Below are 25,637 nucleotides of genomic sequence, written 5' to 3' on the forward strand. Positions count from 1 at the left end.
GACTTCGCCCTTCCTAAAGAACCCTTTGCACAAAATTTAACCAGCTGTGGAAAACTCGGAGTTATAGAAATTAAAAAGAAAGAAATTTATTAAATCTTTGTTTTTATGTTTATTTCTATGCAGGCAACTATCTGTGGATAGATCTATGAATCCCTTTGTTTTCAATGTGTACAGAGATTCAAAACCCTGTGTTCATGTGCCAATGAGGCCCTTGGATAACCGGTGTAAGCCTGTGGATGAAAGGGGTGGTTATCCACAGAGGCGGTTATGTTCAGTTTTAGAGCCCTGTTATCAACTGACCTTAGCTGCGGTTATTCACAGGGCTTAATCCACAGAAAAGTGCCGTTCGCTCGAAATTCGGGTACAGGAATTGCGCTCAAGCAGACGAAGTCCGCTCGGCACTGGAGGTTTTTTTCAGAAAAGGAGGGAGCAGACAGGCACGAATGGCCTGTCTGTGAATAACAGGAGGGCTACTTACCGATACAGAAGCTGGAGAAAATTCGCCCCAGCAGATCGTCAGAGCTGAAAGCACCGGTGATTTCACCCAGCGACTGCTGAGCCTGGCGCAAATCCTCGGCCAACAACTCGCCAGCGCCGGCCAGGGTCAATTGGGCACGGCCATGCTCGAGGGCAGTACTGGCATGACGTAGCGCCTCAAGGTGTCGCCGGCGAGCACTGAAGCTGCTTTCGGACGTTTGTTCATAGCCCATGCAGGCCTTGAGGTGATCACGCAGCAGCTCTAGTCCGACACCACCAGACTTGGCGCTCAGGCTGATGGTGACATGGCCGTCGTCGCTGACCTCCATGGCAATGGGTTCAGCCGTAAGGTCGGCCTTGTTGCGGATCAGGGTGACTTTCGCGGGATCGGGACGGATTTCGAGAAACTCCGGCCAGAGTGCGAACGGATCGATGGCTTCAGGTGCCGTGGCATCGACTACCAGCAGTACCCGATCCGCTTCGCCAATGGCTTTCAAGGCACGCTCTACGCCGATTTTTTCCACATGATCATCGGTATCGCGCAGACCGGCGGTATCCACCACGTGCAGCGGCATGCCATCGATGTGGATATGTTCACGAAGCACATCACGGGTGGTGCCAGCAATTTCGGTCACGATCGCCGCTTCACGCCCGGCCAGTGCATTGAGCAGGCTGGATTTACCGGCATTCGGACGACCGGCAATCACCACGGTCATGCCGTCACGCAGCAAGGCACCCTGCCCGGCTTCGCGCATGACGGTAGATAACTCGTCGCGCACTTTGTCGAGCATGCTCAGGACGTGGCCATCGGCGAGGAAGTCGATTTCCTCTTCCGGGAAATCGATGGCCGCTTCGACATAGATGCGCAGGCCGATCAATTGCTCGGTGAGGTTATGCACACGTGACGAGAAGGCACCCTGCAGGGAGCGCAATGCGTTTCGCGCAGCCTGGGCAGAACTGGCTTCAATCAGGTCGGCAATGGCTTCGGCCTGGGCGAGGTCCAGTTTGTCGTTGAGGAAGGCGCGCTCACTGAACTCCCCCGGTCGGGCGAGACGGCAACCCAGTTCCAGGCAACGCTTGAGCAACATATCCAGAACGATCGGGCCACCATGACCTTGCAGCTCCAGCACATCTTCGCCGGTGAACGAGTTTGGCCCTGGAAAATACAGCGTGATGCCCTGGTCCAGCACCTCGTCGTTTTCACCGAGAAACGGACCATAGTGGGCAAATCGCGGCTTGAGCTCGCGACCGCTGAAAGCCTTGGCCGCAACGCTGGCCAACGGCCCGGAAATACGCACGATGCCTACACCGCCACGACCTTGAGCGGTGGCGACGGCGGCGATGGTTTCACGAGGAACGCTCATAAACCGGTATCCAGACAAAAGTGACAGATAGCAAAACGCCCCACTAGGGGGCGTTTTGAGTGGTTATCCACAGTGTAAATCAGGCAGCTGCTTTGGTAGCCGCTTCGATCTTACGCGTGATGTACCACTGTTGGGCGATCGACAGGCAGTTGTTCACTACCCAGTACAGCACCAGACCCGCCGGGAACCACAGGAAGAAGAAGGTGAAGATGATTGGCATCAGCTTCATCACCTTGGCCTGCATCGGATCCGGTGGAGTCGGGTTCAACTGCTGCTGGATGAACATGGTTGCACCCATGATGATCGGCAGAATGAAGAACGGATCCTTGATCGACAGGTCAGTGATCCACAGCATGAACGGCGCCTGGCGCATTTCGACGCTTTCCAGCAGAACCCAGTACAGCGAGAGGAAAACCGGCATCTGCACGAGGATTGGCAAGCAACCACCCAGCGGATTGATCTTCTCTTTCTTGTACAGCTCCATCATGGATTGCGACATTTTCTGCCGGTCATCGCCATGTTGCTCTTTCAGCGCGGCCAGTTTCGGTGCCACTGCACGCATGCGCGCCATGGATTTGTAGCTGGCAGCCGACAGTGGGAAGAAAATCCCTTTGATCAGCATGGTCAGGAAGATGATCGACCAGCCCCAGTTACCCACAATGGCGTGGATGTGTTGCAGTAACCAGAAGATCGGTTGGGCGATGAACCACAGAATGCCGTAGTCGACCGTCAGTTCCAGACCTGGGGACAACTCTTTCAGCACGGCCTGGCTTTTCGGACCGGCGTACAGAACAGCACTGGTCTCGGCCTTGGCACCCGGCGCAACACTCATCGATGGGCCGGTGTAACCGATGATGTAGTTGCCTTTGCTGTCTTTACGGGTCTGGACGACGTTGTTTTCGCCCTTGGCCGGAATCCATGCGGTCACGAAGTAGTGCTGCAACCAGGCAACCCAACCGCCAGTGATGGTTTCTTTCAGCGGCGCCTTGTCCATGTCCTTCATGGACACTTTCTTGTACGGCTCGGAACTTGTCCACAGGGCAGCGCCCAGGTAAGTCGCGGTGCCGGTGGCGGTTGTGGAAGATGGATCGGCGCTGGCGTCACGCTTCAATTGCGCGAACATCGCACCGGTCCAGGGCTGAGCGCTCTGGTTGTCGATCAGGTAGGAAACGGTTACGTCATACAGGCCACGTTTCAGGGTGAAACGCTTGATGTAGTTGACGCCGTCCTTGCTGAACTTCAGGTCCACGACCAATTGGTCCTGACCGTCAGCCAGCTGATAAACCTTCTTCTCCGAGGAATAAACCGGACGACCGGCCGGATTGGCATCCGGACCGTTGGTGCCGATCAGACCGCTTTGCGCCAGATAAGTACGTTCGCCGCCGTTATCGAACAGCTGGAACGGAATTTCCGGGTGATCCTGACGACGCGGATACAGCGGCAGGGTCAGTTGGGCAACATCACCACCTTGTGGGTCGACAGCCAGGTCCAGTACATCCGTTTTGATCTGGATGAGGTCCTTGCTCACAGCCACCGGCGTTTCGGCAGGTGCGCTGGTGTCGCTTGCAGCACGTGGAATGTCGTCACTGGCGGAAGCGTTGGAGCCAGATGCCGTATCCGGCAGGCCCGATGCAGTCGTATTGGTGGCAACATTCTGAGTCGGCAGGGCAGCCTGGCCATAGTCCTGGTTCCATTTAAGAACCATAACGTAGGACACGATTGCCAGGGCGACGATCAGGATCGTGCGTTTGATATCCATGATTACTCGGCCATCGAAGAAGAACGGGAGGTAGGGATAGGTGGAACCGGGTCATAACCACCGGGATTCCACGGATGACAGCGACCTAAACGACGAAAGGTCAGCCAGCCACCGCGAAGAAGGCCATGATTTTCGATGGCTTCTAACGCGTAGCAGGAACAACTGGGGTAGAAACGACAGTGACTGGCCATCAGGGGACTAATGGCATAGCGATAAAACTGGATCGGAACGAGTGCCAGTTTACGCATCTGGACTGTCTACCCCTACAGTTTCGGTTTTGACTGCTGGTACCGGCGAACTGCGAGCCAGACGTTTCCAGAGTTTGCCGAAATGCTGAATCAATTCGGGGTTTTCTACATCACCCAAACCTTTGCGCGCGACGATAACGATGTCCCAACCGACCAGAGAGTCCTGGTTCAGGCGAAACGATTCGCGCATCAGACGTTTGAGGCGATTGCGCTCGACGGAGAGCTTTACGCTCTTTTTCCCGATAACCAACCCGAGACGGGGGTGATCGAGATCGTTGTTGCGCGCAAGGAGCAGGAGATTTTTCCCCGGAACCTTGCCGGTAGGGGAGTCAAAGACTGCCTTGAATTGCCGGGGGGTAAGCAGACGCTTTTCCCGACTGAAGTCCTGACTCACCTCCAGTGCCGGATTATCAAACTGCCAGACGCGCACGACCTTTGGCGCGACGACGCGACAGGACGGCACGACCGTTCTTGGTAGCCATGCGAGCACGGAAACCGTGGGTACGAGCGCGTTTGATAGTGCTTGGTTGGAAAGTACGTTTCATTGTCGTGTTACCTGGTTCGTCCACAACGGGCCGGAATGGCCCCCGTTTTAAGAGACCGGGGATTCTAGAGAAAGCAAGCCTTCAGGTCAATTTCCAACCAGCGTTTCCTTATAAATAGATCTCCGGGCGTTTTGCGCTGAACGATCCGTTGGCAAATATAAAAATAAGAAAGGAAAGTATTTAAAGCTTTTCTGTAAAGCTTATAAAAGCTAGGCCCGCACCCATCTGTGGATAAGTCGATTCAGCCCTTGTGTTACCTGATGTACAGAGAATGACAACTACAGTGGAAAACAGTGTTCAGCCTGTGCTGCGCTGTCGGATAACCTGTGTGTGGAAGCTCGGTTTATCCACAGGCCGGTTATCCACCGAGTTCCGCCCCCACTTGTGCAATGACCTTAACCCCGGTTATCCACAGAGCTTATGCACAGACCACTGGTCGTCTTTTTTGCGTATAAAACGGCGATTCTTCTTGGTCGATGAACCACCTTCGTGTGGATAAGTCGGCGTCTGGTCGCTACAATGGCCGCTTGTTTTTGCCTCACCGGCTTTCAACTTAGGGGATATCCGTGTCAGTGGAACTTTGGCAGCAGTGCGTGGAGCTTTTGCGCGATGAGCTGCCTGCCCAACAATTCAACACTTGGATCCGTCCACTACAGGTCGAAGCCGAAGGCGACGAGTTGCGTGTCTATGCACCCAATCGTTTTGTTCTGGACTGGGTCAACGAAAAGTACCTGGGGCGTGTTCTCGAATTACTCGATGAGCACGGCAATGGCATGGCGCCTGCGCTTTCCTTGTTAATAGGCAGCAAACGCAGTTCGGCACCCCGTGCCGCGCCCAATGCTCCCCTGGCTGCCGCCGCTTCCCAGGCCCAGGCTGCTCAAGCGCCTGCCAGTCCACCGCCAGCACCTGCCGCCGCATCGACCAAACGTACGACGCGAAAAGTGGATGAGGTCACCGAGCAAGAACCTTCTCGTGACAGCTTCGACCCCATGGCCGGCGCCAGTTCGCAACAGGCCCCGGTTCGCGCCGAGCAACGTACCGTGCAGGTCGAAGGTGCGCTCAAGCACACCAGTTACCTGAATCGCACCTTTACCTTCGAGAACTTCGTTGAAGGTAAATCCAACCAGTTGGCGCGCGCCGCCGCCTGGCAGGTGGCAGACAACCCCAAGCACGGTTACAACCCGCTCTTCCTTTATGGTGGCGTCGGCCTGGGTAAAACCCACTTGATGCACGCTGTGGGTAACCATCTATTAAAGAAGAACCCGAATGCCAAGGTGGTGTACCTGCATTCCGAGCGTTTTGTGGCGGACATGGTCAAGGCTCTGCAACTGAACGCGATCAACGAGTTCAAACGCTTCTACCGTTCGGTGGATGCATTGCTGATCGATGACATTCAGTTCTTTGCCCGCAAGGAGCGTTCCCAGGAAGAGTTTTTCCACACCTTCAACGCCCTGCTCGAAGGTGGCCAGCAGGTCATTCTCACCAGTGACCGCTACCCGAAGGAAATCGAAGGCCTTGAAGAACGTCTCAAATCCCGTTTTGGCTGGGGCCTGACCGTAGCGGTCGAGCCGCCGGAGCTGGAAACCCGCGTGGCGATCCTGATGAAGAAGGCCGATCAGGCCAAAGTCGAGTTGCCGCACGACGCCGCGTTCTTCATTGCCCAACGCATTCGCTCCAACGTACGTGAGCTGGAAGGCGCGCTCAAACGCGTGATCGCGCACTCGCACTTCATGGGCCGCGATATCACCATCGAGCTGATTCGCGAATCCCTGAAGGACTTGTTGGCGTTGCAGGATAAACTGGTCTCTGTGGATAACATTCAGCGCACCGTCGCCGAGTACTACAAGATCAAGATATCCGATTTGCTGTCCAAACGCCGTTCGCGTTCGGTCGCTCGTCCGCGTCAGGTCGCCATGGCGTTGTCCAAGGAACTGACCAACCACAGCCTGCCGGAAATTGGCGATGTGTTTGGCGGTCGCGACCATACAACGGTCTTGCACGCGTGCCGCAAGATCAACGAACTTAAGGAATCCGACGCGGACATCCGCGAGGACTACAAGAACCTGCTGCGTACACTGACCACTTGATGAATACCAGCGCAGCTAATTAAGGCAAGGGACTAGACCATGCATTTCACCATTCAACGCGAAGCCCTGTTGAAACCCCTGCAACTGGTCGCAGGCGTCGTCGAGCGCCGACAGACCTTGCCGGTGCTTTCCAACGTGCTGCTGGTTGTCGAAGGCCAGCAATTGTCGCTGACCGGTACCGACCTGGAAGTCGAGCTGGTCGGTCGTGTTCAACTCGAAGAGCCGGCGGATCCGGGTTCCATCACCGTGCCGGCGCGCAAGCTGATGGACATCTGCAAAAGCCTGCCGAACGATGCGCTGATCGACATCAAGGTCGATGAGCAGAAGCTCGTGGTCAAAGCCGGCCGTAGTCGCTTTACCCTGTCGACACTACCGGCCAACGATTTCCCTACCGTGGAAGAAGGCCCGGGTTCGCTGACCTGCAGCCTGGAGCAAAGCAAACTGCGTCGTCTGATCGAGCGCACCAGCTTCGCCATGGCCCAGCAGGACGTGCGTTACTACCTTAATGGCATGCTGCTGGAAGTGTCCGCTGGCGTGATCCGCGCCGTGGCCACTGACGGTCACCGTCTGGCCATGTGCTCGATGCAGGCCGATATCGGTCAGCCGGATCGTCACCAGGTCATCGTGCCGCGTAAAGGTATCCTCGAGCTGGCTCGTCTGCTCACCGAGCCAGACGGCAATGTCAGCATCGTGCTGGGTCAGCACCACATCCGCGCCACCACCGGTGAGTTCACCTTCACCTCGAAGCTGGTCGACGGAAAATTCCCGGACTATGAGCGTGTTCTGCCTAAAGGCGGCGACAAGCTGGTTCTTGGCGATCGTCAGGCTCTGCGCGAAGCGTTCAGCCGTACCGCCATTCTGTCCAACGAGAAGTACCGTGGTATCCGTCTGCAACTGGCCAGCGGGCAGCTGAAGATCCAGGCGAACAACCCGGAGCAGGAAGAAGCGGAAGAAGAAGTGGGCGTTGAATACAACGGCGGCTCTCTGGAAATCGGCTTCAACGTGAGCTACCTGCTCGACGTACTGGGCGTGATGACCACCGAGCAGGTTCGTCTGATCCTGTCCGACTCCAACAGCAGTGCGCTGGTGCAGGAATCGGATAACGACGACTCGGCCTACGTTGTCATGCCGATGCGTCTGTAATCATGCTCAGCAGAAGCTAGATGTCCTTAAGTCGCGTCTCGGTCACCGCGGTGCGCAATCTGCACCCGGTGACCTTCTCCCCCTCCCCCCGCATCAATATTCTTTACGGCGCCAACGGCAGCGGCAAAACCAGTGTTCTGGAAGCCATCCATCTGCTGGGGCTTGCCCGTTCGTTTCGCAGCACCCGTCTGTTGCCGGTCATTCAATACGAACAGCTTGCCTGTACGGTATTTGGCCAGGTTGAACTGGCGGAGGGAGGGCATAGCGCCCTGGGCATCTCACGGGATCGACAAGGCGAATTCCAGATCCGTATCGATGGGCAGAACGCACGCAGCGCCGCGCAACTGGCCGAGATCTTGCCACTGCAACTGATCAATCCGGACAGCTTTCGATTGCTGGAAGGTGCGCCGAAGATTCGCCGACAGTTTCTCGACTGGGGCGTGTTCCACGTGGAACCGCGCTTCATGTCAACCTGGCAGCGCTTGCAGAAGGCCCTGCGCCAGAGAAACTCTTGGCTGCGGCATGGTACACTTGACGCCGTTTCGCAAGCGGTTTGGGACAGGGAACTGTGCCAGGCCAGCGCTGAAATTGATGAATACCGCCGCGCTTATATCAAAGCCTTGAAACCAGTCTTTGAACAAACCTTGAGCGATCTGGTTGAGCTTGAAGGCTTGACGCTCAGCTATTACCGCGGCTGGGACAAGGACCGTGAACTGAGTGCTGTGCTCGCTGGGTCTCTTCAGCGGGACCAGCAAATGGGGCATACCCAGGCCGGACCACAACGCGCTGATTTGCGTCTCAGACTGGGTGCGCACAACGCCGCGGACATCTTGTCCCGTGGCCAGCAGAAGTTGGTGGTTTGCGCATTGCGGATTGCCCAGGGGCACTTGGTCAGCCAGGCTCGGCGCGGTCAGTGTATTTATCTGGTGGATGACTTGCCGTCCGAGCTGGACGAGCACCACCGTCGTGCGCTTTGCCGCTTGTTGGAAGACTTACGCTGCCAGGTCTTTATCACCTGTGTAGATCACGAATTATTGAGGGAAGGCTGGCAGACGGAAACGCCAGTCGCTCTGTTCCACGTGGAACAGGGCCGTATCACCCAGACCCACGACCATCGGGAGTGAAGGCATTGAGCGAAGAAAATACGTACGACTCAACGAGCATTAAAGTGCTGAAAGGCCTGGATGCCGTACGCAAACGTCCCGGTATGTACATTGGTGACACCGACGATGGCAGCGGTCTGCACCACATGGTGTTCGAAGTGGTCGATAACTCGATCGACGAAGCTCTCGCCGGCCACTGCGACGACATCAGCATCATCATTCACCCGGATGAGTCCATCACCGTTCGTGACAACGGTCGCGGCATCCCGGTAGACGTGCACAAAGAAGAAGGCGTTTCGGCAGCCGAGGTCATCATGACCGTGCTGCACGCCGGCGGTAAGTTCGACGACAACTCCTACAAAGTATCCGGTGGTCTGCACGGTGTAGGTGTGTCGGTGGTGAACGCACTGTCCAAAGAACTGGTCCTGACCGTTCGCCGCAGCGGTAAAATCTGGGAACAGACTTACGTCCACGGTGTTCCACAAGAACCGATGAAAATCGTTGGTGAGAGTGAAACCACGGGCACCCAGATTCACTTCAAGCCATCGGCCGAGACGTTCAAGAACATCCACTTCAGCTGGGACATCCTGGCCAAGCGGATTCGTGAACTGTCCTTCCTCAACTCCGGTGTCGGCATCGTCCTCAAGGATGAACGCAGCGGCAAGGAAGAATTGTTCAAGTACGAAGGCGGCCTGCGTGCGTTCGTTGAATACCTGAACACCAACAAGACTGCGGTCAACCAGGTGTTTCACTTCAACATTCAGCGCGAAGACGGCATCGGCGTGGAAATCGCCCTGCAGTGGAACGACAGCTTCAACGAGAACCTGTTGTGCTTCACCAACAACATTCCACAGCGCGACGGCGGTACTCACCTGGTGGGTTTCCGTTCCGCGCTGACGCGTAACCTCAACACCTACATCGAAGCAGAAGGCCTGGCGAAGAAGCACAAAGTTGCCACCACCGGTGACGATGCCCGTGAAGGCCTGACCGCGATCATTTCGGTGAAAGTACCGGATCCGAAGTTCAGCTCCCAGACCAAAGACAAGCTGGTTTCTTCCGAAGTGAAGACCGCGGTCGAACAGGAAATGGGCAAGTACTTCTCCGACTTCCTGCTGGAAAACCCGAACGAAGCCAAGCTGGTCGTCGGCAAGATGATCGATGCGGCGCGTGCTCGTGAAGCGGCGCGTAAAGCCCGTGAAATGACCCGTCGCAAAGGTGCGCTGGATATCGCTGGCCTGCCGGGCAAACTGGCCGACTGCCAGGAAAAAGACCCTGCCCTTTCTGAACTTTACCTCGTGGAAGGTGACTCTGCTGGCGGCTCCGCCAAGCAGGGACGTAACCGTCGGACCCAAGCCATCCTGCCGCTGAAGGGCAAGATCCTGAACGTCGAGAAGGCGCGTTTTGACAAGATGATCTCTTCGCAAGAAGTGGGCACCTTGATCACCGCGCTGGGCTGCGGCATCGGCCGCGACGAGTACAACATCGACAAGCTGCGTTACCACAACATCATCATCATGACCGATGCTGACGTCGACGGTTCGCACATCCGTACCCTGCTGCTGACCTTCTTCTTCCGTCAGTTGCCGGAGCTGATCGAACGCGGCTACATCTACATCGCTCAGCCGCCGCTGTACAAAGTGAAGAAAGGCAAGCAAGAGCAATACATCAAAGACGACGACGCCATGGAAGAGTACATGACGCAGTCGGCCCTGGAAGATGCGAGCCTGCACCTGAACGAAGAAGCTCCTGGCATTTCCGGTGAAGCACTTGAGCGTCTGGTGAATGACTTCCGTCTGGTGATGAAGACCCTCAAGCGTCTGTCGCGCCTGTACCCACAGGAGCTGACCGAGCACTTCATCTACCTGCCAGCGGTGAGCATGGAGCAACTGTCCGATCACGCAGCGATGCAAGATTGGCTGGCTCAGTACGAAGTTCGCCTGCGCACCGTCGAGAAGTCCGGCCTGGTTTACAAAGCCAGCCTGCGTGAAGACCGTGAACGTAACGTCTGGCTGCCAGAGGTCGAACTGATCTCCCACGGCCTGTCGAACTACGTCACCTTCAACCGCGACTTCTTCGGCAGCAACGATTACAAGACTGTTGTTTCCCTCGGCGCTCAACTGAGCACCCTGCTGGACGACGGCGCGTATATCCAGCGTGGCGAGCGCAAGAAGCCGGTGACCGAGTTCAAGGAAGCCCTTGAATGGCTGATGGCTGAAAGCACCAAGCGTCACACCATCCAGCGATACAAAGGTCTGGGCGAAATGAACCCGGATCAGCTATGGGAAACCACTATGGACCCAAGCCAGCGCCGGATGCTCAAAGTGACCATCGAAGACGCTATTGGCGCGGACCAGATCTTCAACACCCTGATGGGTGATGCGGTCGAACCTCGTCGTGACTTCATCGAAAGCAACGCCCTGGCGGTGTCCAACCTGGACTTCTGATCCCGGTCGACGCCAACGAAAAGGCCAATGCATTTGCATTGGCCTTTTTTATTACCTGCGTTTCACTCGCTCGCCGACGCCACACTCTCCAACCGATACCCATACCCATAAATCGTCAGCAACTGCCAACCGCGATCCGCCGTCAGCCCAAGTTTGTTGCGCAGGCGATAGATGTGAGTGTCCAGCGGTCGCGACGACGACATTTCTTCATGGGGCCAGAGTCGTTCGTACAGGTAATCCCGCGACAGCGGTCGACCGAGGTTGCTGAACAGGCAATGCGCCAGGCGGTATTCGCGTTCGGTCATGACGATCGGTTTGCCGTCGCGAGTGACGGTCAGATCGGCGTCGTCGAACACCAGATCATTGAAGCTCAACCCTTCGGCAGTCGCGCGCTGCTGGCCATGTCGGCGCAGAACCGCGCCAACACGGGCTTTCAGTTCATTGGGGCGGAACGGTTTGCTGACGTAGTCGTCGGCGCCAGCATTCAGGGCCTGAACGATATCGCTTTCGCCGTCGCGACTGGTGAGCATGATTGCCGCCGGCGGCGCTTCCATATGTTCGCGGGTCCATAGCAGCAATGACAAACCCGTGAGGTCTGGAAGTTGCCAGTCGAGGATCAGCAGGTCGAAGGTCTCCCGACGCAGTTGGCGCAACAGGTCTTCGGCCCGTTCGAAGCTGTGCAGCGACCACGGCTGCTCTCCGGTTTCGGCCATCTGTTGCAGGGTTTGTTCGACCCGGCGCAGTTCGGCGGGCTCATCGTCCAGAATCGCAACGCGCATACACGGTGATTCCTTGTCGCTTGGGCAGCTCTTTATCGACGATAGCGGCTCAATCGATACAGTGAAAGCAAGCGGCCCGCCGTTGGTCGCGGCGTCCGCTATGATTCTTTGAGTCGACACCTCTGGCGTAGGAATCATGAAACCATTCACCCCGCCCTGCCCTGTTGGCCATGTTTGACCAACGCCGCCGTGAAAGCCGAGAGCCAAGCCAGGTACAGCGATTGTTTCGGCAATTGGTCCGCGAGTGGTTGTGGATAAGTCTCGTGCTGTTGCCGCTGACAACGTTGCTGTCCTATCGCGCGCAAATCAACTTGGGCGATGCATCCCCAGGCTTGAGCGCATGGCTTTCCCTTGGTCTGGTGACGTGCGTGCTTGGGCTGTTGCTGTGGCGCCCGCGCCTGGCGCTCTGGCTGACGCTCACGGGGATGGCTTGTGCGTTGCTGATCAGCGCCGGCCTTGCGGAGTTCAAGCGCTGGTGGTGGTCTCCGACGCCTGCGGTGCTGGGGATGCTGTTTGGTTATCTGATCTGGAACTGGCGGCGCCTCAGTGTGGTGCTGACCTATTTCGGTTGGGAATTGGCGCGGCTGGACAGCGAGCCGAAAGTGTTTCCGGAGCGCCGTCGTGCCCAGTATCCCGGTGGCGACCGTTTGCAGAAGCAGATCATGGCGCTGGAACAAGCCATGAGCCTGACCCGCGATACCCACCGATTCATCGCCGATGGCTTGGAGTACTTGCCGGTGGCCACGTTGATCAGCGATCCCCAAGGGCAGATTCTGCTCGGCAACCGCAAGGCCCGTGACCTGTTTGGTGGGAATCTGGTCGGTGATGATGTGCTAGAGCGACTTGAACGGCTTGGTTACCCGGATATGAGCCGCAGGCCGGGTTCGCCTTTATCGACACTGCCGCTGCTTGAGTTTCGCGACCTCAAGGAGCGTAGCCTGCGTCTGGAGCGTGCCGAGCTGTTACCAGTAGACGGGGAAACCCCTGTCGGCTGGTTGTGGAACCTGACTGATCTGAGTGTCGAACGTGATGCAGAAGAGCAACGCGCAGTCCTGTTGCGTTTTCTGTCCCACGACCTGCGGGCACCCCACTCGGCCATCCTCGCGCTGCTCGATGTGCATCGCCATCAGGTGGGCGGTGATCTGCAACTCTTCGATCAAATCGAAAGGCAGGTGCGCCGGGCCCTGGAACTGACTGACGGTTTCGTACAACTGGCGAGGGCCGAGTCCGAGGCTTATCAGTTTCAGCCGAGCCTGTTTGCGATGCTGGTGCTGGATGTGTTCGATCAAGCGCTGCCCATCGCGCAGCTGAAACAGATCGAACTGGTTCATCAAGTGGAAGAGGAGGCCCAGGAAAGTCTGGTTCTGGCGGATCAGGCGCTGCTGACCCGGGCGTTGTTCAATCTGCTGGAAAATGCCATCAAGTACAGTGTTTCAGGTACTCGTATCCATTTGCGCGTCAGTCAACGCGACCGCTGGCTGATCTGTGAGCTCATCGATCAGGGCAAAGGCATCGCCGCTGAGGAGTTACCCGAACTGTTCAGCCAATACCGACGCTTTTCTTCCGCCCAGGGTATCGATGGTGTGGGATTGGGATTATCGATGGTCAAAGCCGTTGTGGATCGGCACGGCGGGCGAGTCGAGTGTCAGAGCGAGGTGGGTCAGGGCACGACATTCAGGCTGCAATTTCCGCTGTTTACAGAATGAAAGCGAGCGATCCAGGTCGACAGTCAGCGATTGTTCCGGGCATAAAAAAACCGGCTATATCAGCCGGTTTTTTTACGTCCGAAAAAAACTTATGCACGTTTTTATGGTTTTTATCTCTCTGAGAAATATGTAAAAAAATCATAAAGTTACATGCAGAAAACGACAGTTTTCAATGAAACGGTACACAGGTTATCCACAGAATCTCAGACAGCCAGCTGATCGTTTGAAACCGGCGCTTGCGGAGCCGGTGGCAGCGAGCCCATTTCCCGTTGCATCTGCTCATTCCACGCCTGAACCCGGTCGTTCAATTCGGCAATGGCTCGTGGCCCGTTGCCTTCGGCATACATCGGTGCGCCAATGATCACAGTGATGACGCCCTGCTTCTTCGCCCAACCGGTTTTCGGCCAGAACTTACCTGCGTTGTGCGCAATCGGCAGCACCGGCAATTCGGCATTGACCGCTAATGCGCTGCCACCGCGCGAGAACTTTCCGACGGTGCCGAAAGGAACGCGCGTGCCTTCAGGGAAGATCAGCACCCAGACATTGTCCTTGAGCAGTTCATCGCCCTTCTTCGCAACATGCTTGAGTGCGGCTTTCGGGTTGTCGCGATCGATGGCGATCGGTCGCAGCATGGCCATGGCCCAACCGAAGAACGGCACATAGAGCAATTCACGTTTGAGCACCTGGCTAAGCGGTGAAAAGTAGGCAGAGAGAAAGAACGTCTCCCACGTACTCTGGTGGTTCGACTGAATGACGCAAGGCCGTTCAGGTACGTTCTCGGCACCCTTCACTTCGTAGCGGATACCCAGAAACACTTTGCTCAGCCATAAGGCGCAGCGGCACCAGTACACGTTGATAAAGCGGTAACGTGCCTTGAATGGCAGAAACGGCGCGATAAAAAAGCTCAGGCTGCACCACAGCAAGGAGCTGGTGCCCAGCAGCAGGTAAAAGAGGAAGGTTCTGATGGCCTGCAATATCGACATGGTGACGTTTACCGTTGCGGGAATTGCCCGTCCTATATAAAGCGCACTTCCCTTTCATCCCTGGTCAGGACCAATCGAAGCGCACACTTACTCAAGGGCATTTGTGGATAAGTTCTGCGGCAATCGCCGCCAGATCGTCAAAAATCAATGTGCCTACCGGAAGGGTCTTGCCCAAAGTCTTTTCGCCTTTCCCGGTCTTTACCAAAACTGGCTGTGAATCGACGGCTTTGGCGGCTTCCAGGTCACCAAGGCTGTCGCCGACGAACCAGAGATTGGTCAGCGACACGTTGTAATGAGCGGCGATGGTTTTCAACATCCCGGGTTTCGGCTTGCGGCAATCGCAGCCTTCGTCCGGCCCGTGCGGGCAGTAGACGATCAGGCCGACTTCACCGCCCTGCTCCGCCACCAGCGCGCGCAAGCGCTCGTGCATGGCGTCCAGAGTGGCGAGGTCGTAATAGCCGCGAGCGATGCCCGACTGGTTGGTAGCGACCGCTACCGTCCAGCCGGCCTTGCTCAACTGCGCGATGGCCTCGATTGATCCGGGGAGCGGAATCCACTCCTCCACCGACTTGATGTAAGCGTCGGAGTCGTAATTGATCACCCCGTCCCGATCGAGAATCAGCAGTTTCAACAGCAGTCCCTCAACCCAGCAGCGAAATGTCGGCAACGCCGAGGAACAAACCACGCAGACGCGCCAGCAATGCATAACGGTTGGCGCGGACTTTTGCGTCCTCCGCATTGACCATCACGGCTTCGAAGAACGCATCGACCGGCTCGCGCAAGGCGGCCAGACGCGCCAGCGATTCGCTGTACTGACGAGTCGCAGCCATTGGCTGCACCGCTTGATCCGCTTGCTGGATCGCCGAGTACAGGGAGAACTCGGCGGCGTTGTCGAAGTACTTGGCTTCGACGGTGGTCGGCATGCTGCCTTCGAGTTTGCTCAGCAGGTTCGATACGCGCTTGTTCACCGCGGCCAGTGCAGCGGCTTCCGGCAATTTGCGGAACGCTTCCACCGCTTGTACGCGCTGATCGAAATCCAGGGCCGAACCCGGTTTCAGGGCACGTACCGACAGGTAGGTGGCGACGTCGACGCCTTCGTCTTCGTAACGGGCACGCAGACGGTCGAAGATGAACTCCAGCACCGAATCAGCCAGGCCGGCAGCCTTGACCTTGCTGCCGAACGAGTTGACGGCGAAGGCCACGGCGTCGGTCAGGTCGAGGTCGAGCTTCTTGTCGATCAGGATCCGCAGCACACCGAGCGCGGCACGGCGCAGGGCATACGGGTCTTTGCTACCGGTGGGCAGCATGCCGACACCGAAGATCCCGACCAGGGTGTCGAGCTTGTCGGCGATCGCCACGGCCGCACCGGTCAGGGTGGTCGGCAGTTCAGCACCGGCACCGCGCGGCATGTATTGCTCGTTCAGCGCCAGCGCGACATCTTCCGGCTCGCCATCGTTGAGGGCGTAGTAGTAACCGGCGACACCTTGCATCTCCGGGAACTCACCGACCATCTCGGTCGCCAGATCACATTTGGACAGCAGACCGGCACGCGCCGCCCATTGAGCGTTACCGCCAATGTGTGGAGCGATGAACGCGGCCAGTCTGGAAACGCGTTCGGCCTTGTCGTAGACGCTGCCGAGTTTTTCCTGGAACACCACGTTTTGCAGGCGCAGGTTGAAGTCTTCGAGCTTCTGCTTCTTGTCTTGCTTGAAGAAGAACTCAGCGTCGGTCAGGCGTGGGCGAACCACTTTCTCGTTACCGGCGATGATCTGCTGTGGATCTTTGCTCTCGATGTTGGCCACGGTAATGAAACGTGGCAGCAACTTGCCGTCGGCGTCCAGCAGGCAGAAATATTTCTGGTTGTCCTGCATGGTGGTGATCAGCGCTTCTTGCGGCACATCGAGGAAGCGTTCCTCGAACGAGCACACCAGCGGCACTGGCCATTCGACCAGCGCGGTCACTTCATCGAGCAGGGCTGGCGGAACGATTGCCGTGCCTTCCTGACGGGTGGCCAGCTCCTCGGTGCGCTTGCTGATGATCTCGCGACGCTCGTTGGCGTCGGCCAGCACATAGGCGGCACGCAGGTCGGCCAAGTAGCTGGACGGCGAGCCGATGCGCACGCTTTCCGGGTGGTGGAAGCGGTGACCACGGGAATCGCGGCCGGCCTTCTGGGCGAGGATGGTGCAATCGATGACCTGGTCACCGAGCAGCATCACCAGCCATTGGGTCGGACGAACGAATTCTTCCTTGCGCGCGCCCCAACGCATGCGTTTCGGGATCGGCAGGTCGTTCAGGGAATCTTCGACGATGGTCGGCAGCAGGCTCGCGGTCGCCTTGCCGGCGATGCTCTGGCTGTAGCGCAGCTTCGGGCCGCTCTGATCGATTTCGCTCAGATCGACGCCGCACTTCTTGGCAAAGCCCAGTGCCGCTTGGGTCGGGTTGCCTTCGGCATCGAACGCGGCCTGACGTGGCGGGCCGTCGAGGTTGATGCTGCGGTCCGGCTGCTGGGTGGCCAGTGCGGTGATCAGCACGGCCAGGCGGCGCGGGGCGGCATAAACGGTTTTGCTTTCGTAGTTCAGGCCGGCGGCTTGCAGGCCCTTGTCGATACCGGCGAGGAACGCCTCGGCCAGGGTGTTCAGGGCTTTGGGTGGCAGTTCTTCAGTGCCCAGTTCAACCAGAAAATCCAGAGCACTCATTGTGCAGCCTCCAGCTTGGCCAGTACTTCATCACGCAGGTCCGGGGTCGCCATCGGGAAGCCCAGCTTGGCGCGAGCCAGCAGGTAGGCTTGCGCAACGGAACGCGCCAGGGTGCGTACACGCAGGATGTATTGCTGACGCGCGGTCACCGAGATCGCCCGGCGCGCATCCAGCAGGTTGAAGGTGTGGGAAGCCTTCAACACCATTTCGTAGCTCGGCAACGGCAGCGGCTGGTCGAGTTCGATCAAGCGCTTGGCTTCGCTTTCGTAGAAATCGAACAGTTCGAACAGCTTGTCGACGTTGGCGTGTTCGAAGTTGTAAGTGGACTGCTCCACTTCGTTCTGGTGGAACACGTCGCCGTAGGTCACTTTGCCGAACGGGCCATCAGCCCAGACCAGGTCGTAGACCGAGTCCACGCCTTGCAGGTACATGGCCAGACGCTCGAGACCGTAGGTGATCTCGCCGGTCACCGGATAGCACTCGATGCCGCCCGCTTGCTGGAAGTAGGTGAACTGGGTCACTTCCATGCCGTTGAGCCAGACTTCCCAGCCCAGACCCCAGGCGCCAAGGGTCGGCGATTCCCAGTTGTCTTCGACGAAGCGGATGTCGTGGACCAGCGGGTCCAGGCCGACGTGCTTGAGGGAGCCCAGGTACAGTTCCTGGAAGTTGTCCGGGTTCGGCTTCAGGACCACCTGGAACTGGTAGTAGTGCTGCAGACGGTTCGGGTTTTCGCCGTAGCGGCCGTCAGTCGGACGGCGGCTTGGCTGCACGTAGGCGGCGTTCCAGGTTTCCGGGCCGATGGCGCGCAGGAATGTAGCAGTGTGGAAAGTGCCGGCGCCTACTTCCATATCGTAGGGCTGAAGTACCACACAACCTTGCTCGGCCCAGTATTGCTGGAGGGCGAGGATCAAGTCTTGGAAGGTACGCACGGCAGGCGTAGGCTGGCTCACGAAATTCACCTGTTTCTTGGGCTGCGATTTAAAGAGCGGGAGTATACCCGATTCATGGCTGCGCACGCCCCCTGGAGCCTTATGCCACGCTGCTTTTGGTGTTCCGAAGATCCGCTGTACATGGCATATCACGATCAGGAGTGGGGCACGCCGCTACGCGATGCGCAGGGATTGTTCGAGTTGCTTTTGCTCGAAGGGTTCCAGGCCGGCCTTTCCTGGATCACCGTGCTGCGCAAACGCGAGCATTATCGTCAGGTGATGTTCGGTTTTGATGTCCAGCGCGTGGCGCAGATGAGCGATGCCGAAATCGACGAGTTGATGCTCGATCCGGGCATCATCCGCAACCGCCTCAAGCTCAATGCGGCCCGGCGCAATGCCCAGGCCTGGCTGGTGCTGGAGGACCCGGTGGAATTTCTCTGGTCGTTCGTCGGTGGCACGCCTGTGATCAATCATTTCAAGGATCGCAGCGAAGTGCCGGCCGTGACGCCGCCCGCCGTGGAAATGAGCAAAGGCTTGAAAAAAGCCGGTTTCACCTTCGTCGGGCCGACCATTTGCTACGCGCTGATGCAGGCCTCGGGCATGGTCATGGATCACACCCGCGATTGCGACCGCTACGCGCAGCTGGCGAACGCCGGTTAGAATGGCCGCCTCGCGCACAGCACAAGATCAGGAGTGACCTGTGGATAAGTTGAAAGGCGCCTTGCTGGTAGGCGCTCTGCGGCTGTTTGCCCTGCTTCCGTGGCGGGCCGTGCAGGCCGTGGGCTCGGCAATTGGCTGGGTCATGTGGAAAACCCCGAACCGTTCCCGCGACGTGGTACGGATCAATCTGTCCAAGTGCTTTCCGGACATGGACCCCGCCGAGCGTGAACGCCTGGTGGGCCAGAGCCTGAAGGATATCGGCAAGTCCCTGACCGAAAGCGCCTGTGCCTGGATCTGGCCGGCCCAGCGCTCCATCGACCTGGTGCGCGAGGTCGAGGGCCTCGACATATTGAAGGACGCCCTCGCCTCCGGCAAAGGCGTGGTCGGCATCACCAGCCACCTGGGCAACTGGGAAGTGCTCAACCACTTCTACTGCAGCCAGTGCAAACCGATCATTTTTTATCGTCCGCCCAAATTGAAGGCGGTGGATGAATTGCTGCAAAAGCAGCGGGTGCAACTGGGTAACAAGGTCGCTGCTTCCACCAAGGAAGGCATCCTCAGCGTCATCAAGGAAGTGCGCAAAGGGGGGGCAGTGGGCATTCCGGCTGACCCGGAACCGGCCGAATCCGCCGGGATCTTCGTGCCGTTCTTTGCCACTCAGGCCCTGACCAGTAAATTCGTGCCGAACATGCTCGCGGGTGGCAAAGCGGTCGGCGTGTTCCTGCACGCCCTGCGTCTGCCCGACGGTTCGGGCTACAAAGTGATCCTCGAAGCCGCGCCAGAAGCCATGTACAGCACCGATACCGCGGAGTCTTGCGCGGCCATGAGCCAGGTGGTCGAGCGCTATGTGCGGGCGTATCCGAGCCAGTACATGTGGAGCATGAAGCGCTTCAAGAAGCGTCCGCCGGGTGAAGCTCGCTGGTATTGATGCAAAAAATCAAAAGATCGCAGGCTTCGCCAGCTCCTACAAAGGCTCGGCGTACACCCCGTAGGAGCTGCCGAAGGCTCGGGCCGCGTTCGGACGATCTTTTGATCTTTATTGGCCTGCGTGCGCCTGACGCTCGAGCTTCTTCAGGAACACCGTCATTTCCTTCTCGGCCTGTTTGTCACCATGGCCGCGAGCAGCTTCCAGGCCTTGCTCCCAGGCTTGCCGCGCGGCCGCAAAGTCCGCCAGCGCCAGATGGGCCTTGCCCAGTAGTTTCCACGCCGCCGAATACTTCGGATCGAATTCGACGCAGCGCTGGAAATGCTCCACTGCCTTGGCATTCTCTCCCAGATCCAGATAACCCTTGCCCAGGCCGAAGCGCAGCAAAGCGTTATCCACACCCTTGGCGAGCATTTTTTCCAGGGATTCGATCATGTTGGTTCCTTTGGCGCGTTGAAACGAAGATCAAAAGATCGCAGCCTGCGGCAGCTCCTACACCGATCCATGTAGGAGCTGCCGAAGGCTGCGATCCTGGCAATGTTGGATCAGAAGAAGCTCAACCCCACATGGAATAACTTCTCCACATCGCGAATATGCTTTTTATCCACAAGGAACAAAATTACATGGTCGCCCGTTTCGATCACGGTGTCGTCATGGGCAATGATCACTTCTTCGTCGCGGATAATCGCACCGATAGTGGTGCCCGGTGGCAGGCCGATGTTCTCGATGGCCTTGCCGATCACCTTGCTCGATTTCGCATCGCCATGGGCGATCGCCTCGATGGCTTCTGCCGCACCCCGGCGCAGTGAGTGCACGCTGACGATGTCGCCCCGGCGCACGTGGGCCAGCAAGGTGCCAATGGTCGCCAGTTGCGGGCTGATGGCGATGTCGATGTCGCCGCCCTGGATCAGATCGACATAAGCCGGGTTGTTGATGATGGTCATCACCTTCTTCGCACCGAGGCGTTTGGCCAGCAGCGAAGACATGATATTGGCTTCGTCGTCGTTGGTCAGGGCCAGGAACAGATCGGCGTCGGCAATGTTCTCTTCCATCAACAGGTCGCGGTCCGAAGCGCTGCCCTGCAACACCACGGTGCTGTCGAGGTGGTCCGAGAGATGACGGCAACGTGCCGGATTCATCTCGATGATCTTTACCTGATAACGGCTTTCGATGGCCTCGGCCAGACGCTCGCCGATCTGCCCGCCACCGGCGATGACGATGCGTTTGTAGGTTTCGTCGAGACGGCGCATTTCGCTCATGACCGCGCGAATGTTCGCTTTGGCGGCGATGAAAAATACTTCGTCGTCGGCCTCGATCACCGTGTCGCCTTGGGGCAGGATCGGTCGGTCGCGACGGAAAATCGCCGCGACGCGGGTTTCCACGTTCGGCATGTGTTCGCGCAGCTGCCGCAGTTGCTGACCCACCAGCGGCCCGCCGTAATAAGCCCGCACGGCCACCAGTTGCGCCTTGCCTTCGGCGAAGTCGATCACCTGCAAGGCGCCGGGATGCTGGATCAGGCGCTTGATGTAGTTGGTAACCACTTGTTCCGGGCTGATCAGCACGTCCACCGGAATCGCTTCGTTCTGGAACAACTGCTCTTCGCGGGTCAGGTACGCGGCTTCGCGAACCCGGGCGATTTTGGTCGGGGTGTGGAACAGGGTGTGGGCGACCTGGCAGGCGACCATGTTGGTTTCGTCACTGTTGGTCACCGCGACCAGCATGTCGGCGTCATCGGCCCCGGCCTGACGCAGCACGGTCGGGAATGAACCGCGACCCTGCACCGTGCGGATGTCCAGGCGGTCGCCGAGGTCGCGCAGGCGTTCGCCATCGGTGTCGACCACGGTGATGTCGTTGGCTTCGCTGGCCAGGTGTTCCGCCAGCGAACCGCCCACCTGCCCTGCTCCGAGGATGATGATTTTCATCCATTCACTCCGTTGAATCCATTTAACCGCGAGCGGCGGCGATCTTGATCAGCTTGGCGTAGTAGAACCCGTCGTGGCCGCCTTCCTGGGCCAGCAACTGGCGACCATGGGGCTGTTTGATGCCGGCCGCCGTGGCGAGGTCCAGTTCACGGGCGCCCGGCGTGCGGGCGAGGAAGGCTGCGATGACTTCAGTGTTTTCGGTCGGCAGCGTGGAACAAGTGGCGTACAGCAGAATGCCGCCCACCTCCAACGTGTTCCACATGGCGTCGAGCAATTCGCCTTGCAGCAGCGCCAGCGCGGCGATGTCGTCGGGTTGGCGGGTCAGCTTGATGTCCGGGTGACGACGAATCACACCGGTGGCCGAACATGGCGCGTCCAGCAGGATGCGCTGGAACGGCTTGCCGTCCCACCACGCCTGGGTGTCGCGGCCGTCGGCGGCAATCAGTTCGGCGCTCAGTTTCAGGCGTTCGAGGTTTTCCCGCACCCGCACCAGGCGCTTGGCCTCCAGGTCTACCGCCACGACGCCGGCCAGTTTTGGCTCGGCTTCGAGAATATGGCAGGTCTTGCCGCCGGGTGCGCAGCAGGCGTCCAGCACCCGTTGGCCCGGCGCCAGATCCAGTAGATCAGCGGCCAGTTGCGCGGCTTCGTCCTGCACACTGATCCAGCCTTCGGCGAAACCCGGCAGGCTGCGTACGTCAGCGGCGGCTTCGAGCACGATACCGTCGCGGCTATAGACACACGCAGTCGCGGCGATACCGGCGTCGGTCAACAAGCCGAGGTAGGCGTCACGGCTGTGGTGGCGACGGTTGACCCGCAGGATCATCGGCGGATGCGCGTTGTTGGCGGCGCAGATGGCTTCCCATTGCTCTGGCCAGAACGCCTTCAGGGATTTCTGCAGCCAGCGTGGGTGCGCGGTGCGCACCACCGGATCACGCTCCAGCTCGGCGAAAATCGTTTCGCTTTCGCGCTGAGCGTTACGTAGAACAGCGTTGAGCAAGGCCTTGGCCCATGGTTTTTTCAACTTGTCGGCGCAACCGACCGTCTCGCCAATCGCGGCATGGGCCGGGACACGGGTGTAGAGCAACTGATAGAGACCGACCAGCAACAGCGCCTCGACATCGGCGTCGGCGGCTTTGAACGGCTTCTGCAGCAGTTTGGCCGCCAGTGCCGACAAGCGTGGCTGCCAGCGCGCGGTGCCGAACGCCAGGTCCTGGGTGAAACCGCGATCACGGTCTTCGACCTTGTCCATCTGGGTCGGCAGTGAGCTGTTGAGCGAAGCTTTTCCGCTCAGGACGGCAGCGAGTGCCTTGGCGGCGGCCAGACGCGGGTTCATTGAGTGTCCGCCGCTTGACCGAGGATCGTGCCGGTGGCGAATTTCTCACGGCGGCTGTTGAACAGGTCGCTGAAGTTCAGCGCCTTGCCGCCGGGCAATTGCAGACGGGTCAGGCACAGGGCCTGTTTGCCGCACGCGACGATCAGGCCGTCCTTGCTGGCGCCGAGGATTTCACCCGGGGCGCCTTTGCCTTCAGCCAGATTTGCAGCCAGCACTTTCAGGGCTTCGCCGTTCAAGGTGCTGTGGGTGATCGGCCATGGGTTGAAGGCACGCACCAGACGCTCCAGCTCAATCGCCGGGCGACTCCAGTCGATGCGTGCTTCGTCCTTGTTCAATTTGTGCGCATAGGTAGCGAGGCTGTCGTCCTGCACTTCGCCCTCCAGGGTTGCGGCGGCGAGGCCGGCAATCGCCTGGACCACGGCCGGCGGGCCCATTTCGGCCAGACGATCGTGCAGGCTGCCGCCGGTGTCTTCGGCGCTGATCGGCGTGGCGACTTTCAGCAGCATTGGCCCGGTATCGAGGCCGGCCTCCATACGCATCACGGTCACGCCGCTTTCGGCGTCCCCCGCTTCCACGGCGCGCTGGATCGGCGCCGCACCACGCCAGCGCGGCAGCAGCGAGGCGTGACTGTTGATGCAACCCAGGCGCGGAATATCCAGCACCACTTGCGGCAGGATCAGGCCGTAGGCGACCACCACCATCAAGTCCGGCTTCAGTGCGGCCAGTTCAGCCTGAGCATCTTCGTTGCGCAGGGTCGGCGGTTGCAGCACCGGGATATTGTTCTCTAGAGCAAGCTGCTTGACCGGGCTCGGCATCAGTTTTTGCCCGCGACCGGCCGGACGATCCGGTTGGGTGTAGACCGCGACGATCTCGTAAGGGCTGTCGAGCAGGGCCTTGAGGTGTTCGGCGGCGAATTCCGGGGTGCCGGCAAAGACAATGCGCAGTGGCTCAGTCATGGGTGACGTCTCTTGAAAAGAAAAAGGCTTGCCGCAGCAAGCCTTTGAAGATGGGCATCAGGCGTTCTGGCGATGGAGCTTTTCCAGTTTCTTCTTGATGCGGTCGCGTTTGAGCGTGGACAGGTAATCAACGAACAATTTGCCGTTGAGGTGGTCGCATTCGTGCTGGATGCACACGGCGAGCAAATCTTCGGCGATCAGTTCGTAAGGCTGGCCGTCGCGGTCCAGCGCCTTGACCTTGACCCGTTGCGGGCGATCGACGTTTTCGTAGAAACCCGGCACCGACAGGCAGCCTTCCTGATACTGGCCCATCTCGTCGGTCAACGGTTCGAGCTCGGGGTTGATGAACACTCGCGGTTCGGTGCGGTCTTCGGAGAGGTCCATCACGACGATACGTTTGTGCACGTTGACCTGGGTAGCGGCGAGGCCGATGCCAGGCGCTTCATACATTGTTTCAAACATGTCGTCGACCAACTGACGCACTTCGGCGTCCACTACGGCCACTGGCTTGGCGATAGTGCGCAGGCGCGGATCAGGGAATTCGAGGATGTTCAAAATGGCCATAAGCTTGATGATTGCACGTGTGAAGTAAGGTCGGGTCGATGGCCTGGCGGGTCCGAAGAAATGCAGGCTACCGTTGTAAAACGTAGCTCCCTTCTGTTGACAAGCAAGCCGGGAGCGAGCCACTGACGGCTCTGGCGTTTCACGCGAACGTACATAATAAAGGGATTCACCGCATGAGGAAATCACTACTCGCCCTGCTGCTCCTGGCCTCGGCCGGTCTGGCGTACGGGCAAGTGCAACTTCGGGAAGATATTCCCACCATAAAGCTGTCGCCTCAGGTGCGCAGCAGCCCGGTGACCGAGGCTATCCCCGGCATTGCGCTGAAATCGATCAACAGCTTTCTGCTGAGCAACCGCATCGTCGACAAGGCCGAGGATTTCGACAAGGCGCCCTACATCGTCGCTGGCGATGCCGAACGCGTACTCAGCGGCGCGGGTGACCGTATCTTTGCCCGTGGCCATTTCGATCCGGCGCAACCGGTGTACGGCATCTTCCGCCAAGGCAAGGTCTACACCGATCCGCAGAGCAAGGAAATTCTAGGGATCAACGCCGACGACATCGGCGGCGGTGAGGTCGTGGCCATCGAAGGCGACGTTGCCACCCTGGCGTTGCAACGCACGACCCAGGAAGTGCGCATCGGCGATCGCTTGTTCAGCGGTGAAGAGCACGCGATCAACTCGACCTTCACGCCCAACGCACCGAGTCACGAAATCAACGGTTTGATCATCGATGTGCCGCGTGGGGTCACTCAGATCGGCGAGTTGGACGTGGTTACGCTGAATAAGGGGCAGCGCGACGGCCTGGCCGAAGGCAATCTGCTTGCGGTGATGAAGACCGGCGAAACCGTGCGCGACCGGATCACCGGCCAGCCGTTGAAAATTCCCGATGAGCGCGCTGGTCTGCTGATGGTTTTCCGTACCTACGACAAACTCAGTTATGGGTTGGTGCTTAGCACTTCGCGCTCGCTGTCGGTGATGGACAAGGTGCGAAATCCGTAAGCGTGCTTCACAAGTT

23 protein-coding genes are annotated in these 25,637 nt (G+C 58.6%); 8 read left to right on the forward strand and 15 right to left on the reverse strand.

The features are described 5' to 3' along the window. Positions 1-470 precede the first annotated feature (470 nt). The 5 genes from mnmE to rpmH all read right to left on the reverse strand — a co-directional run bounded on the left by mnmE (position 471) and on the right by rpmH (position 4,393). Positions 471-1,841 carry a tRNA uridine-5-carboxymethylaminomethyl(34) synthesis GTPase MnmE gene (gene mnmE / locus AC1DKH_RS06460; RefSeq protein ID WP_477797757.1) on the reverse strand — a complete coding sequence of 457 codons (1,371 nt, stop codon included), beginning with the start codon at positions 1,839-1,841 and terminating at the stop codon, positions 471-473. A gap of 79 nt (positions 1,842-1,920) precedes the next feature. Continuing rightward, positions 1,921-3,600: a membrane protein insertase YidC gene (gene yidC / locus AC1DKH_RS06465; protein WP_477763107.1), complete on the reverse strand. Its 1,680-nt coding sequence runs from the start codon at positions 3,598-3,600 to the stop codon at positions 1,921-1,923. A gap of 2 nt (positions 3,601-3,602) precedes the next feature. Continuing rightward, the gene (gene yidD, locus AC1DKH_RS06470) at positions 3,603-3,848 is read right to left on the reverse strand and encodes a membrane protein insertion efficiency factor YidD (protein ID WP_010207715.1); all 246 of its coding nucleotides are present in this window, start codon (positions 3,846-3,848) and stop codon (positions 3,603-3,605) included. Then, positions 3,841-4,242, reverse strand: a complete 402-nt coding sequence (gene rnpA, locus AC1DKH_RS06475) for a ribonuclease P protein component (protein WP_056727027.1) — start codon at positions 4,240-4,242, stop codon at positions 3,841-3,843. The genes yidD and rnpA overlap by 8 nt, the downstream gene beginning before the upstream one ends. Positions 4,243-4,258: 16 nt before the next feature. Continuing rightward, a complete protein-coding gene (gene rpmH, locus AC1DKH_RS06480; protein ID WP_003213577.1) occupies positions 4,259-4,393 on the reverse strand; it encodes a 50S ribosomal protein L34 in 135 nt (44 codons plus the stop codon). 566 nt (positions 4,394-4,959) lie between these two features. On the opposite strand from rpmH, the gene dnaA reads away from it, so the two are divergent. Genes dnaA through gyrB form a run of 4 tightly spaced genes read left to right on the forward strand, consistent with a single transcriptional unit; the run spans position 4,960 to position 11,170 of the window. Beyond that, positions 4,960-6,480 (forward strand): chromosomal replication initiator protein DnaA, encoded by a 1,521-nt coding sequence (gene dnaA, locus AC1DKH_RS06485; protein WP_477759768.1) that lies wholly within the window; start codon positions 4,960-4,962, stop codon positions 6,478-6,480. Positions 6,481-6,519: 39 nt separating this feature from the next. Next, on the forward strand, positions 6,520-7,623 hold the full coding sequence (gene dnaN, locus AC1DKH_RS06490; RefSeq protein WP_007969885.1) for a DNA polymerase III subunit beta: 1,104 nt from the start codon (positions 6,520-6,522) through the stop codon (positions 7,621-7,623). 20 nt (positions 7,624-7,643) lie between these two features. Continuing rightward, positions 7,644-8,747, forward strand: coding sequence for a DNA replication/repair protein RecF (gene recF / locus AC1DKH_RS06495; protein WP_007985068.1), 1,104 nt, complete (start codon positions 7,644-7,646; stop codon positions 8,745-8,747). A 5-nt stretch (positions 8,748-8,752) separates the two neighbouring features. Continuing rightward, on the forward strand, positions 8,753-11,170 hold the full coding sequence (gyrB, locus tag AC1DKH_RS06500) for a DNA topoisomerase (ATP-hydrolyzing) subunit B (RefSeq protein ID WP_057397325.1): 2,418 nt from the start codon (positions 8,753-8,755) through the stop codon (positions 11,168-11,170). 62 nt (positions 11,171-11,232) lie between these two features. Here the strand turns inward: gyrB and AC1DKH_RS06505 are convergent, their stop codons facing one another. Continuing rightward, entirely contained in the window at positions 11,233-11,949 is a 717-nt protein-coding gene (locus tag AC1DKH_RS06505; RefSeq protein WP_477797758.1) for a response regulator transcription factor, read from the reverse strand. A gap of 170 nt (positions 11,950-12,119) precedes the next feature. On the opposite strand from AC1DKH_RS06505, the gene AC1DKH_RS06510 reads away from it, so the two are divergent. Next, entirely contained in the window at positions 12,120-13,655 is a 1,536-nt protein-coding gene (locus AC1DKH_RS06510; RefSeq protein WP_477797759.1) for a sensor histidine kinase, read from the forward strand. A gap of 203 nt (positions 13,656-13,858) precedes the next feature. Here the strand turns inward: AC1DKH_RS06510 and AC1DKH_RS06515 are convergent, their stop codons facing one another. From AC1DKH_RS06515 to glyQ, 4 genes are all read right to left on the reverse strand, one after another. Beyond that, positions 13,859-14,638: a lysophospholipid acyltransferase family protein gene (locus AC1DKH_RS06515; RefSeq protein WP_477797760.1), complete on the reverse strand. Its 780-nt coding sequence runs from the start codon at positions 14,636-14,638 to the stop codon at positions 13,859-13,861. Between the two features lie 91 nt (positions 14,639-14,729). Continuing rightward, positions 14,730-15,275 carry a D-glycero-beta-D-manno-heptose 1,7-bisphosphate 7-phosphatase gene (gene gmhB / locus AC1DKH_RS06520; RefSeq protein WP_477755072.1) on the reverse strand — a complete coding sequence of 182 codons (546 nt, stop codon included), beginning with the start codon at positions 15,273-15,275 and terminating at the stop codon, positions 14,730-14,732. Positions 15,276-15,279: 4 nt separating this feature from the next. Beyond that, positions 15,280-17,334: a glycine--tRNA ligase subunit beta gene (gene glyS, locus AC1DKH_RS06525; protein WP_477755067.1), complete on the reverse strand. Its 2,055-nt coding sequence runs from the start codon at positions 17,332-17,334 to the stop codon at positions 15,280-15,282. Then, positions 17,331-18,284, reverse strand: coding sequence for a glycine--tRNA ligase subunit alpha (glyQ, locus tag AC1DKH_RS06530; RefSeq protein WP_003187265.1), 954 nt, complete (start codon positions 18,282-18,284; stop codon positions 17,331-17,333). The genes glyS and glyQ overlap by 4 nt, the downstream gene beginning before the upstream one ends. 81 nt (positions 18,285-18,365) lie before the next feature. On the opposite strand from glyQ, the gene tag reads away from it, so the two are divergent. Both tag and AC1DKH_RS06540 read left to right on the forward strand, forming a co-directional pair. Further along, positions 18,366-18,923, forward strand: a complete 558-nt coding sequence (tag, locus tag AC1DKH_RS06535; RefSeq protein WP_477797761.1) for a DNA-3-methyladenine glycosylase I — start codon at positions 18,366-18,368, stop codon at positions 18,921-18,923. A gap of 40 nt (positions 18,924-18,963) precedes the next feature. Further along, on the forward strand, positions 18,964-19,851 hold the full coding sequence (locus tag AC1DKH_RS06540) for a lysophospholipid acyltransferase (RefSeq protein WP_477755065.1): 888 nt from the start codon (positions 18,964-18,966) through the stop codon (positions 19,849-19,851). A 108-nt stretch (positions 19,852-19,959) separates the two neighbouring features. On the opposite strand, the gene AC1DKH_RS06545 is transcribed toward AC1DKH_RS06540, so the two are convergent. From AC1DKH_RS06545 to def, 5 genes are all read right to left on the reverse strand, one after another. Continuing rightward, positions 19,960-20,283, reverse strand: a complete 324-nt coding sequence (locus tag AC1DKH_RS06545; protein ID WP_223459118.1) for a tetratricopeptide repeat protein — start codon at positions 20,281-20,283, stop codon at positions 19,960-19,962. A 110-nt stretch (positions 20,284-20,393) separates the two neighbouring features. Beyond that, entirely contained in the window at positions 20,394-21,770 is a 1,377-nt protein-coding gene (gene trkA / locus AC1DKH_RS06550) for a Trk system potassium transporter TrkA (protein ID WP_429386834.1), read from the reverse strand. Between the two features lie 22 nt (positions 21,771-21,792). After that, a complete protein-coding gene (gene rsmB / locus AC1DKH_RS06555; protein WP_477797762.1) occupies positions 21,793-23,103 on the reverse strand; it encodes a 16S rRNA (cytosine(967)-C(5))-methyltransferase RsmB in 1,311 nt (436 codons plus the stop codon). Continuing rightward, on the reverse strand, positions 23,100-24,059 hold the full coding sequence (gene fmt, locus AC1DKH_RS06560; protein ID WP_477797763.1) for a methionyl-tRNA formyltransferase: 960 nt from the start codon (positions 24,057-24,059) through the stop codon (positions 23,100-23,102). Before fmt ends, rsmB begins: the two co-directional genes overlap by 4 nt. A gap of 57 nt (positions 24,060-24,116) precedes the next feature. After that, positions 24,117-24,623 carry a peptide deformylase gene (def, locus tag AC1DKH_RS06565; RefSeq protein ID WP_477754537.1) on the reverse strand — a complete coding sequence of 169 codons (507 nt, stop codon included), beginning with the start codon at positions 24,621-24,623 and terminating at the stop codon, positions 24,117-24,119. 173 nt (positions 24,624-24,796) lie between these two features. On the opposite strand from def, the gene AC1DKH_RS06570 reads away from it, so the two are divergent. Next, positions 24,797-25,621 (forward strand): peptidoglycan-binding protein, encoded by an 825-nt coding sequence (locus AC1DKH_RS06570; RefSeq protein ID WP_477797764.1) that lies wholly within the window; start codon positions 24,797-24,799, stop codon positions 25,619-25,621. Positions 25,622-25,637 lie beyond the last annotated feature (16 nt).

Source organism: Pseudomonas sp. 05L36, assembly GCF_056398125.1.

Excerpts from the sequence above, each read along its gene's own strand:
- mnmE (WP_477797757.1), bottom strand. The coding sequence starts at position 1,841 with ATGAGCGTTCCTCGTGAAACCATCGCCGCCGTCGCCACCGCTCAAGGT.
- yidC (WP_477763107.1), bottom strand. The coding sequence starts at position 3,600 with ATGGATATCAAACGCACGATCCTGATCGTCGCCCTGGCAATCGTGTCC.
- yidD (WP_010207715.1), bottom strand. The coding sequence starts at position 3,848 with ATGCGTAAACTGGCACTCGTTCCGATCCAGTTTTATCGCTATGCCATT.
- rpmH (WP_003213577.1), bottom strand. The coding sequence starts at position 4,393 with ATGAAACGTACTTTCCAACCAAGCACTATCAAACGCGCTCGTACCCAC.
- dnaN (WP_007969885.1), top strand. The coding sequence starts at position 6,520 with ATGCATTTCACCATTCAACGCGAAGCCCTGTTGAAACCCCTGCAACTG.
- recF (WP_007985068.1), top strand. The coding sequence starts at position 7,644 with ATGTCCTTAAGTCGCGTCTCGGTCACCGCGGTGCGCAATCTGCACCCG.
- AC1DKH_RS06505 (WP_477797758.1), bottom strand. The coding sequence starts at position 11,949 with ATGCGCGTTGCGATTCTGGACGATGAGCCCGCCGAACTGCGCCGGGTC.
- AC1DKH_RS06510 (WP_477797759.1), top strand. The coding sequence starts at position 12,120 with ATGTTTGACCAACGCCGCCGTGAAAGCCGAGAGCCAAGCCAGGTACAG.
- AC1DKH_RS06515 (WP_477797760.1), bottom strand. The coding sequence starts at position 14,638 with ATGTCGATATTGCAGGCCATCAGAACCTTCCTCTTTTACCTGCTGCTG.
- glyS (WP_477755067.1), bottom strand. The coding sequence starts at position 17,334 with ATGAGTGCTCTGGATTTTCTGGTTGAACTGGGCACTGAAGAACTGCCA.
- tag (WP_477797761.1), top strand. The coding sequence starts at position 18,366 with ATGCCACGCTGCTTTTGGTGTTCCGAAGATCCGCTGTACATGGCATAT.
- AC1DKH_RS06545 (WP_223459118.1), bottom strand. The coding sequence starts at position 20,283 with ATGATCGAATCCCTGGAAAAAATGCTCGCCAAGGGTGTGGATAACGCT.
- trkA (WP_429386834.1), bottom strand. The coding sequence starts at position 21,770 with ATGAAAATCATCATCCTCGGAGCAGGGCAGGTGGGCGGTTCGCTGGCG.
- rsmB (WP_477797762.1), bottom strand. The coding sequence starts at position 23,103 with ATGAACCCGCGTCTGGCCGCCGCCAAGGCACTCGCTGCCGTCCTGAGC.
- fmt (WP_477797763.1), bottom strand. The coding sequence starts at position 24,059 with ATGACTGAGCCACTGCGCATTGTCTTTGCCGGCACCCCGGAATTCGCC.
- def (WP_477754537.1), bottom strand. The coding sequence starts at position 24,623 with ATGGCCATTTTGAACATCCTCGAATTCCCTGATCCGCGCCTGCGCACT.
- AC1DKH_RS06570 (WP_477797764.1), top strand. The coding sequence starts at position 24,797 with ATGAGGAAATCACTACTCGCCCTGCTGCTCCTGGCCTCGGCCGGTCTG.